The 9,716-nt window shown below is 28.8% G+C and carries 9 protein-coding genes, 1 tRNA gene and 1 rRNA gene; 5 read left to right on the top strand and 6 right to left on the bottom strand.

Features of this window, described 5'->3' with window-relative positions; translation table 11 throughout:
- The first annotated feature begins 21 nt into the window (after positions 1-21).
- A tRNA-Asn gene (locus B3630_RS13315) sits at positions 22-96 on the top strand.
- 111 nt (positions 97-207) lie between these two features.
- On the opposite strand, the gene B3630_RS13310 is transcribed toward B3630_RS13315, so the two are convergent.
- Positions 208-1,092 carry a ComEC/Rec2 family competence protein gene (locus tag B3630_RS13310; protein ID WP_346898920.1) on the bottom strand — a complete coding sequence of 295 codons (885 nt, stop codon included), beginning with the start codon at positions 1,090-1,092 and terminating at the stop codon, positions 208-210.
- Between the two features lie 121 nt (positions 1,093-1,213).
- Here B3630_RS13310 and B3630_RS13305 point away from each other — a divergent pair, with 121 nt between their 5' ends.
- Positions 1,214-1,924: a lysophospholipid acyltransferase family protein gene (locus B3630_RS13305; protein ID WP_346898918.1), complete on the top strand. Its 711-nt coding sequence runs from the start codon at positions 1,214-1,216 to the stop codon at positions 1,922-1,924.
- 49 nt (positions 1,925-1,973) lie between these two features.
- Here the strand turns inward: B3630_RS13305 and B3630_RS13300 are convergent, their stop codons facing one another.
- The 3 genes from B3630_RS13300 to B3630_RS13290 form a co-directional block, all read right to left on the bottom strand.
- Positions 1,974-3,419 carry an NADP-dependent glyceraldehyde-3-phosphate dehydrogenase gene (locus B3630_RS13300; RefSeq protein WP_346898916.1) on the bottom strand — a complete coding sequence of 482 codons (1,446 nt, stop codon included), beginning with the start codon at positions 3,417-3,419 and terminating at the stop codon, positions 1,974-1,976.
- An 88-nt stretch (positions 3,420-3,507) separates the two neighbouring features.
- Positions 3,508-4,146, bottom strand: a complete 639-nt coding sequence (locus B3630_RS13295) for a DUF2284 domain-containing protein (RefSeq protein WP_346898914.1) — start codon at positions 4,144-4,146, stop codon at positions 3,508-3,510.
- A gap of 182 nt (positions 4,147-4,328) precedes the next feature.
- The gene (locus B3630_RS13290; protein WP_035134290.1) at positions 4,329-4,553 is read right to left on the bottom strand and encodes a DUF378 domain-containing protein; all 225 of its coding nucleotides are present in this window, start codon (positions 4,551-4,553) and stop codon (positions 4,329-4,331) included.
- Between the two features lie 193 nt (positions 4,554-4,746).
- On the opposite strand from B3630_RS13290, the gene B3630_RS13285 reads away from it, so the two are divergent.
- Positions 4,747-5,124 carry a hypothetical protein gene (locus B3630_RS13285; RefSeq protein WP_346869158.1) on the top strand — a complete coding sequence of 126 codons (378 nt, stop codon included), beginning with the start codon at positions 4,747-4,749 and terminating at the stop codon, positions 5,122-5,124.
- An 81-nt stretch (positions 5,125-5,205) separates the two neighbouring features.
- On the opposite strand, the gene B3630_RS13280 is transcribed toward B3630_RS13285, so the two are convergent.
- Entirely contained in the window at positions 5,206-6,561 is a 1,356-nt protein-coding gene (locus B3630_RS13280) for an amidohydrolase (RefSeq protein ID WP_346898936.1), read from the bottom strand.
- Positions 6,562-7,293: 732 nt separating this feature from the next.
- On the opposite strand from B3630_RS13280, the gene cysS reads away from it, so the two are divergent.
- On the top strand, positions 7,294-8,700 hold the full coding sequence (cysS, locus tag B3630_RS13275; protein WP_346898912.1) for a cysteine--tRNA ligase: 1,407 nt from the start codon (positions 7,294-7,296) through the stop codon (positions 8,698-8,700).
- Positions 8,701-8,748: 48 nt separating this feature from the next.
- On the opposite strand, the gene B3630_RS13270 is transcribed toward cysS, so the two are convergent.
- Positions 8,749-9,216, bottom strand: a complete 468-nt coding sequence (locus tag B3630_RS13270; RefSeq protein WP_346898910.1) for a hypothetical protein — start codon at positions 9,214-9,216, stop codon at positions 8,749-8,751.
- Positions 9,217-9,599: 383 nt separating this feature from the next.
- Here B3630_RS13270 and rrf point away from each other — a divergent pair.
- Positions 9,600-9,716 (top strand): 5S ribosomal RNA (gene rrf / locus B3630_RS13265).

The following is a 9,716-nucleotide window of genomic DNA, read 5'->3' as shown; positions in this document are numbered from 1 at the left end:
AGGTTGTTGCCAGGTCAATATTCCGCGATAGCTCAACGGTGGAGCACTCGGCTGTTAACCGATAGGTTGGAGGTTCGAATCCTCTTCGCGGAGCCATTTTTAGTCTTACAAAGTAGGGCTTTTTTTATTTTTTGATAATCTATTTAAGAAGTAAGAAATATAGCTAATATTGAATCAATAGCTATATTTGTTACTTTTAATTTAATATTAGCTATCCTTAAATTCCGTGTATATCATTAATTTATCATTATTTGTTTTTATTATAACATTGCCATTTATATCAGTCCTAAGTATTTTAGAATTTAGATTTTCCAATGCTTTCAAAGTGTTTTTATGAGGATGACCAAAATCATTTCCCATGCCACAACTTATTACAGCTATTCTAGGATTTACTTTAGATAAAAATCCTTTGGAAGATGAGGTCTTACTTCCATGGTGTGCTACTTTTAATACAGTAGATTCTAAAGATTTTTCACTAGATAATAAAATATTTTCAACTTCTTCTTCCATATCTCCAGTAAACAAAAATGAGGTATTTTTATTTATATATTTTATTACTATAGAATGATTGTTTAAATTATCATCGGATATATCACCAGTCCATAGAAAATCTATATAATTATCCTCTGAGAGTTGAATTTTAAGATTGTCATTAATAGATTTAATTGTAAGTTCTTTACTTTTAAGTGCGTTTACTAAGTTTGAAAAATTCTTATCTGTGGTTAAAACTTTAGGCATAATAAACTCTTCTATATAAAATTTATTAACTATATCATCCATAGAACCAATATGATCTTCGTGAGGATGAGATGCAATAAGGTAATCTAATTTCTTAATTTTATATTTTTTAAGATAAGAAATTAAAGTGTCTTTAGCGCTATTTGGTCCACTATCTATTAAAATGTTATAATTATTGTTCTCAATGAGAATAGAATCTCCTTGACCAACATTTATAAAATGTATCCTAGTTTCTGAATCTTTCAATTTAGAGTTAATATTATCTTTGCTAGTATAACCTAGTAAGAAAAAGGAGACAAAAAATATTATAGATAATATACACAGAGTTTTATTTCTTTTAAAAAAACTTTTCATGATACCTCCTTAAATAATATACGTCATATATAAAGTATTGACAAAATTTCAGCATATACTTCACCAGAATACATATTATTGATATAATTAAATGTAAACATCAAAAAAGGACGTGAATTAGTTGAGGAAATTAAGATTTGGAATAAAATTTTCTTTTAAAATGCTTGAAATTGCCATTAAAAGAATTACATATTCAATATGTAAAAATAAATTAACAGAAGAAAAAAGGGAAGAATACTTATATAATTTAGAGAAGGACTGGGCTACTGCTACAATTAAATATTCTGAATTAAAAGTTCATGTTGTAGGTAGTGAAAACTTATTAAATCAAACATGTGTTTATGTTTCAAATCACCAAAGTATGCTAGATATACCTGTAATAATGATGAATATAAAAGATACTGCAGGAGCTGTGGCTAAAATTGAAATGAAGAAAGTACCAGTTATATCATATTGGATGAAGGAATTAGGATGTGTATTTTTAGATAGAGAAAACGGACGGGAAGGTTTAAAGGCAATCCTTGAAGCTATAGAAATAATAAAAAGTGGCAGATCTATGCTTATATTTCCAGAAGGTACAAGAAATAGAGACAGGGGTGTAGGTGATTTTAAAAAGGGAAGTCTAAAACTTGCAGTTAAGGCTAATGTACCAGTGATACCAATTACGGTAAATGGAACCTATAAGGGGTTAGAGGGAGAGCCTGAAGATTTAAGAGCTCAAATTATTTTCCATAAACCAATTTATATGGAGGACTTGAGTAAAGAGGAAAAAGCCAATTTATCTGAGATATGTAGAGAGATAATAGCAAAACCGCAAGATGAGAATATATAAATAGAAAGCTTCAAAGAAAATTTCTTTGAAGCTTTCTATTAAGCTAAATTTAGTCTATGGTTAATACTATGGATTTAAGTCTAGTCATAGCTTCAATACTATATTTTATACCTTGAGTACCCATACCTGAAGCTTTAACACCAGAGAATGGGAAGTGATCTGGTCCTCTTTCAGATTTATTATTTATTTGAACAGCCCCCACCTCTAATTTATTAGCTACATAGAAGGCATCATTAATATTTCTTGTAAACACACTAGATTGAAGTCCATATTGAGACTTATTAGCAATTTCAATTGCTTCATCTTTATCCTTCACTCTAATTATAGGTAGTACAGGACCAAAAGGTTCTTCCCAGGCAATACGCATATCACTAGTTACCATATCAAAAAGAGTTGGGTGTAATAAGTTACCCTCTCGCTTATTACCATATAGCAATTTTGCACCTTTATTTAAAGCATCTTGAATAAGCTCTTCAACAAAATCAGCAGATTTTTTATCAATTAAAGGAGTGATTTTAGCTCCAGATTCAGGAGTACCTATGGTAAGTTTTTTTACTTGCTTCAAGATTTTAGAGGATAATTCATCGGCAACATCTTCTGTAACTAATACACGTTTAATAGCTGTACATCTTTGACCAGAATAACTATATGCACCTGAAACAATTTCTCTAGCTGTATCATCTAAATCAGCATCTTTTAGTACAATGGCTGCATCCTTTCCACCTAGCTCCATAATCATAGGTACCATACCAGCAATTTTAGCTATATGTTTACCTACTTCTGTAGAACCTGTAAAGTTGATAAAGTTTATATTGTCATTAGTAACCAGATAGTCACCTATTTCAGAAGATTTACCAGTAACAGAATTTATTACTCCATCAGGAACACCTGCTTCTTGAAATATCCTAATAAGATGAAGAGCACTTACAGCACCTTGTGTAGGAGGTTTAAGAATAACACTATTACCACCAACTAAGGCAGGGGCAATCTTAGAAGCTGATAGATTAATTGGATAGTTAAAAGGTGATATAGCAAGAACTAAGCCTATAGGTACTCTTTGAACTAGACTCATCTTATTTTTTTTAAATCCTGGGAAAGTATCAGCAGCTATTGTTTCTCCTTCTAAGTTTTTCCCAGCATCTGCAGTAAATCTTATAAAATCTGCAGTACGCTTTACTTCAGAAATAGAGGAATTAATATCTTTGCCTATTTCCATCATAAGAACTTTAGATAATTCATCACAATTTTCTTCAAGCAAAGTTGCTGCTTTATGTAAGATTTCAGAACGCTTACTTACAGGCACATCACTCCAGGAATTTTGACTTTCTTTAGCAAACCTTATTATTTTATCCACATCGTCTTGACTCATTTGAGGTATAGTACCTATTAATGAGTTATCACTAGGAGAAAAAATATCTATAGTATTTTCAGTGGTCATCCATTGACCATTTACTAAATTACAGTAATGATTTTCTTTCTTTACACATTTAAACAAAGAAAAACCTCCTCTTTAATATTTTTATTTATTAATTTTATTATTATCAAAGAGGTAAGTTTAAATACTAGAAATAGAATATTAAGTTCTAGTTACTATGTAATATTTTCAAAATCTTTTTTTCAGAAATATCTAAATTTGAAAGCAATCCAGAAACACAGGTTACATATTCTGGTGTTGAGTTACTGCTCCATTGAATTTTATCATTAATAATATTTTCCACTATTCCACATACATCAAAACCAAGACCTTCTAATGAATATCTTAATTTCCTTGGGAATATACAAGGCATATTATTACTACGAGAACAGTTGTTGCAAATTAGGCATCTTCCAGAAAATAGTGCAATACTGTCATTATAATAAGATTCTAAGGATAGTATTTTATCATCATTAAATTCTCTAAAACTATAATAAAGATTATTAAAAGTATTAGTAAATTCATCAGTGCTATTACTTATATCACTATATTTACTTAGAGAGTAGGTAACAATATTATTTAGATCTTCCTTTGGAATTTGGTCTATATAGGTTTTACCACTAATTATATAACAATATTTGTACTTAGAAACATATTCTAAATCATTAAAGGAGAGTGGAGGACAAGACCATACTTTATTAAATTTATTACAGCTTTCGCAGTATTTATTTACTATCGCAGGAGTATAATACTTTAATAATTCATATATACTGCATTTTCTAACATTATAAGAAATATATTTTATCATTTTATAACACCTCAGCTAAATTTTTCATAGGATGTTTAAGCATGGAGCATTTTTATATAAGTTAAAAAATTTATTTAAATTATATTATGCTATTACAAACCTATCTAAACTATTATAAATTAAAAATAAAACAAATCATATAAAATTATAAAATAAAAAAGCCGCAATTGCGGCTTTGGAAATTATTCCACATCAGTATATTTACTCTTTGCAAAGAATGATATAGCATAAAGACCTGCTAATCCTACTATAGCATAAACAATTCTACTAAATGTGCTTATAGCACCGAAGGCACTAGAACCTGCAAATAAAATTGCAACTAAGTCAAATTGGAATAATCCTATTAGGCCCCAGTTTACCGCACCAACAATAACTAAAATTAGTGCAATTGAGTCTAATACTTTCATAAAAACATCTCCTTTTAAATAGATTACAGTTGATAGTATTACCATTAGTTTTAAATTTTAAACAAAAAATCATAAAAAATCCTATTATTAATATTTTGTGAACATATTAAAAATCTGTTATAGTAAGTACATTTTTATAGATATATATATTATAATACTATTTAGTTACAATATATTTGAAAGAAGGAATTTTATGAAAAATGTATTAATATTTTTAGGAAGTATTTTATTATTTTCAATTATAGTATTAGGTATATATGCTTTACTAAAGAAATTTGTATTTGACAAAATAAAAATAAACAAGTGGTTAGTACTTATAATGGCTTTTATTGTGTTTGTAGTGCCACCACTAGTATTTACAACATTACCAGTGTTAGTAACAAATTATGTAATACCAGGTATATTTGTTATATTATTTCTATGGTTTTGGGATTTGTGTGGCTTCATGTCTAAGACTCAAAATAAAATTGCAAAGGCTGCTTATAATAAACCTAAGAGTAATAAAAATGATATAGTAATAAGACCAAAGGCAAAACCTAATAGAGTTAAAAATAATTCTAATAGTAAGTAAAAATATAATTGAACTAGATAAAGAAAAGGATGCATGTATAATTGAATACTTACATCCTTTTCTTTATTTTTTATAAATATGTTATAAAACTTTTACTCCATTAACATAGGTTTCTAAAATTTTGGTTTCTTTAATTTTATTTTTAGATACAGCAGTTATATCTTGAGATAAAACTACAAAATCAGCTAGATAATTTACTTTAATTTTACCCTTTACATCCTCATCAAAAGACATGTAACTAGGCCCTGTAGTATATGCTTTTAAAGCATCTAAAGCAGTAACACCTTCATCAATATTAAAGCCACCTTCAGGTTTATTATTTAAATCTGTTCTGTTCACAGCTCCATGGATTCCCTCGATTATATTAAAACTTTCAATAGGAGCATCAGAGCTAAAGGCTACAGGAATACCTTTCTGTACCATAGAATTAAAGGCATAACTACTTTTAGTTCTATTTTTGCCTACAGCTTTTTCAACTATAGGATAATCACTCATAATAAAGGCTGGTTGTACATTAGCTACTACATTGAGCTCCTTGAATCTATTTAATAAATCCTCATTAGTAAATTGACAGTGAACTATAACAGGTCTAAGATTATCCTCAGTATCTTTAGAGATTTTTTCATAGGAATTTAATATCATATCACAAGCTCTATCTCCAATACCATGAATAATAATTTGAAACCCTTGTTCAAAACCTTTAGTAACGAAACTATCTAAATCCTCTTGAGAATAAATACTAATACCATTATCAGGAGTATCCTCATAGTTGTCTATCATAGCTGCAGTACGAGCACCTAAAGAGCCATCTTGAAAAAGCTTAAGACCTCCAACCTTAAGAAAATCACTACCTACCTTTGACTTCAAACCAAAACTATTAGCTTCCTCTAATAATTCATCAGTATTAAGGCAGAGTTGAAGAGTTATTCTTACAGAGAGGTTGCCTTCTTCTTCTAACTCTCTATAACTTTGAATTAAATTAGGTAAACTTCTACAGTGAGTTAAGTCTTCGGTTTGAACAGAGGTTATGCCACATTTAATTAAGTCATCAAAGGTACTACGTAGAGACGTTTTTATCTCTTCCACAGAAGTGGGAGGAACCTTACTAAGTGCAAGATTTAAAGCATTTTCACGAAGAATTCCAGTAGGAACTCCATTTTCTCTATCTATAGCACCACCAGTAGGATTTTCTTTCATTTTATCTATACCTAAGAGCTCAATAGCTTTTGAGTTAATTACCCCTATGTGACCGCATATTCTAGAAAATATAATTGGATGGTCATAGGAGATTTTATCCAGATCATATCTATTAGGAAGTCGCTGTTCTTTAAAGTAGTTATCATTCCAGCCTCTAGAAATTATGTATGTATCCTTTAGAATATTGTTTTTATTAATATATGACTTCACAACACTAATCATTTCATCTATGGAGGATATGTTATTTAGACTTACTGCAGTCTTTTGAAATNNAGTAGATGCATATGAGCATCATTAAAACCTGGAACTACAGTATTGCCTTTTAAATCTGTAATTTTACAATCTTCTTTGGAAAATAATGACAGCAAGTCTTTGTTACATCCTACTGCTAGAAACTTTCCATTTCTCACAGCAAAGGCTTCATAAACTTTATTGTTATCCAAGGATATAACATTTCCATTAACGTATATATCTATAGACATATAATCACCACCTATTATAATATAGTTACATAATATATATAGTTATTCTTTAGAATAATATAAAATCCTCTTTAAAACTTGTAAAGGTTTTAGTTGTTGAGAAATTTTTAATAAATTGTAGGGTTATTTATACATATAACTTGTAAAATTATTATTATATGATAAAATTTAAATATAAATTATTTTAAAGGAGAGCATTATTATGTGTAGATGTTGTTGTTGCTGTAGTAACATATATATAATTTAACAAGATACTACTGAGCTATAATAATGCAATTAATAATTGATATGAATTTTAATCGTTATTTAAGCTACAGTTGGTTCTGTAGCTTTTTATATTTTATATTAATATGATTTAGAATAAGAACGGTTTAATGTTATGTAAAGTATAAATATAGTTAAGCATATATTATATAGATAATTTATAAGTTACAGAACAGTAATTATCATTAAAATATTAGTTATAAGAAATATGTAAAGGAGACATGAGATGAGTTTTTATTTATACAACACCATGACTAGAAATAAAGAAGAATTTATTCCTGCCAATAAAAATAAAGTTGGAATGTATACTTGTGGCCCTACTGTCTACAATTATGCCCATATAGGAAACTTAAGAACTTATATATTTGAGGATGCATTAAAAAAATCCTTGGAATATGTAGGTTATAAAGTTAAGCATGTTATGAATGTAACAGATGTAGGTCATCTTCAATCAGACGGAGATGAAGGTGAAGATAAAATGGCTTTAGGTGCAAGTCGTGAGCATAAAACAGTATGGGAAATCGCAAAATTTTATGAAGATGCTTTTTTTGAAGATTGTAAAAAGTTAAATGTAAAAAGACCAACAGTGGTATGTAGAGCAACAGAACACATAGAGGATATGATTAAATTTGTTCAAAAGCTTGAAGACCGTGGTTACACATATGAATCAAATGGAAATGTATATTTTGAAATAGATAAATTTGAAGATTATACAAAGTTAGCAAATCTCAGTATAGATGAGTTAGAAGCTGGTAGTAGAATAGAAATAGATCCAAATAAGAAGAATCCTTTAGATTTTGTACTATGGTTTACAAATTCTAAATTTTCCAATCAAATAATGCAATGGGATTCTCCTTGGGGTAGAGGATTTCCAGGATGGCACTTAGAGTGCTCTACCATGAGTATTAAATACTTAGGTGAGAATATTGATATTCACTGTGGTGGAATAGACCATATACCAGTACATCATACAAATGAGATTGCTCAATCAGAAGCAGCTTTAGGTCATAAATGGGTAAATTATTGGGTTCATGGAGAATTCTTAGTATTAGATGGTGGCAAAATGTCTAAATCAAGTGGAGACTTTTTAACAGTATCTAAACTTGAAGAAGAAGGATTTAGTCCCTTAGATTATAGATATTTCTGCTTACAATCTAAGTACAGAAAACAACTGGTATTTAGTTTTGAAAGTCTAAAAGATGCTCAAAATGGTTATAAGGCATTAAAGAAAAAAATAGGAACTATATTAACTAATATTGATGAAACCTATAATATGAATAAAGAACTTATTAGCACATATCAAGAAAAGTTTAAGGCTCAAATAAGTGATGATTTAAATATAGCCAATGCATTTACAGTGCTTAATGAGGTTATAAAAGATGGTGAATTAAATAATAAAGAGAAAGCCTTTTTAATTGAAGATTTTGATAAAGTTTTCTCACTTAATTTAATGACTATTGAAAAAGAAGCTATTGAAGTGGATGAGAAACTAATAAATCATCTTATTGAAGAAAGAAATATTGCAAGAAAAGAAAAAAACTATAAAAGATCAGATGAAATTAGAGCACAGCTATTAGATATGAATATAGAAGTGTTAGATAGTAAAGAAGGAACTTCTTGGAGAGCAAAGTAAATAAAATAAAAACACATGGGGTGAATTTGAAAATAACTCCATGTGTTTTTATTTATCCTCACAATTGCATATGTTATTAATAAGGTTATATATTCTACATTCTAATACAGGATATAGACAGTTAACCTGTTCTAAAATTTTATAGGCGGTTTTTTCAGCTTTTTTCAATTTAGAAGTTTTTCTTTTAGTGGTAGTAGAATTATTTAATAATTGCGTTGTGCCTATAGTTAGATAGGAAGTATTAGAAAGTTGAGCTAATATTTGAAGCAAAGGTGATATACAATTAGCCACATATAAGGCTTCATAATCATTAAGTGTCAATAGGTTAAGTTGAGTTCTTAGTACATTTAGGCTAGTAGTAATTTCAGTTAAAGAAAGCAACTCACTTTTAATGGATAGTATAGTATTGGGATCAGAAGCAGATTCAGAAGAACTTTCATTTATTTTATCAAGGCTAGACGATATTAGCGCTGTTAAATTGTCTATGCTAGTAGCTATTTTACTTATATCCTCCATAAAATACTCCTTGTAAATTTAAAATTCATATATTAAGTATATTAAATAGACTATATATATATTCATTTTACATGTGATTTCAACTATGGCAAAATATATATAGCCAGAAGAATGAGTAAAAATATATATAATATTATTGACATGAGATAAATAATCGAGTAAAATGATAAAAGTCATTGAAAGTATTGATGATAAAGAAAACAGTTGTTTTCTTAAATGGGCGATGATATTGCAGACTTTTTCTATATGAGCAATATCCGTATATCAACAACTAAGTTAGTAGTATTATCGCAATACTAATGAGGAATTAAAAAATTCTTCATTAAAGACAAACTTATTTAGTTTGTGGAAGTATAAAGATAATTATAATATCTATGTACTTATCTGGTAAGAATATCTTGAAGGTAACACCCGTAACCATGCCGAACACGATGGTTAAGCTTCAAAGAGCCAAAAGTACTGCACGGGAGGCTGTGTGGAAGGATAGGTTATTGCCAGGT

Origin of the sequence: Clostridium sp. UBA7503, from assembly GCF_002477055.1 — a bacterium.
GTDB classification, from domain to species: domain Bacteria; phylum Bacillota; class Clostridia; order Clostridiales; family Clostridiaceae; genus Clostridium_J; species Clostridium_J sulfidigenes.
The sequence above is the reverse complement of the archived record's forward strand: the minus strand, read 5'-3'. Positions and strand labels throughout refer to the sequence as shown.

What these genes read in the sequence shown, in the direction of transcription:
- B3630_RS13290 (WP_035134290.1), bottom strand. Translation starts at nt 4,553, where the DNA reads ATGAAAGTATTAGACTCAATTGCACTAATTTTAGTTATTGTTGGTGCG.
- B3630_RS13270 (WP_346898910.1), bottom strand. Translation starts at nt 9,216, where the DNA reads ATGGAGGATATAAGTAAAATAGCTACTAGCATAGACAATTTAACAGCG.
- cysS (WP_346898912.1), top strand. Translation starts at nt 7,294, where the DNA reads ATGAGTTTTTATTTATACAACACCATGACTAGAAATAAAGAAGAATTT.
- B3630_RS13295 (WP_346898914.1), bottom strand. Translation starts at nt 4,146, where the DNA reads ATGATAAAATATATTTCTTATAATGTTAGAAAATGCAGTATATATGAA.
- B3630_RS13285 (WP_346869158.1), top strand. Translation starts at nt 4,747, where the DNA reads ATGAAAAATGTATTAATATTTTTAGGAAGTATTTTATTATTTTCAATT.
- B3630_RS13310 (WP_346898920.1), bottom strand. Translation starts at nt 1,092, where the DNA reads ATGAAAAGTTTTTTTAAAAGAAATAAAACTCTGTGTATATTATCTATA.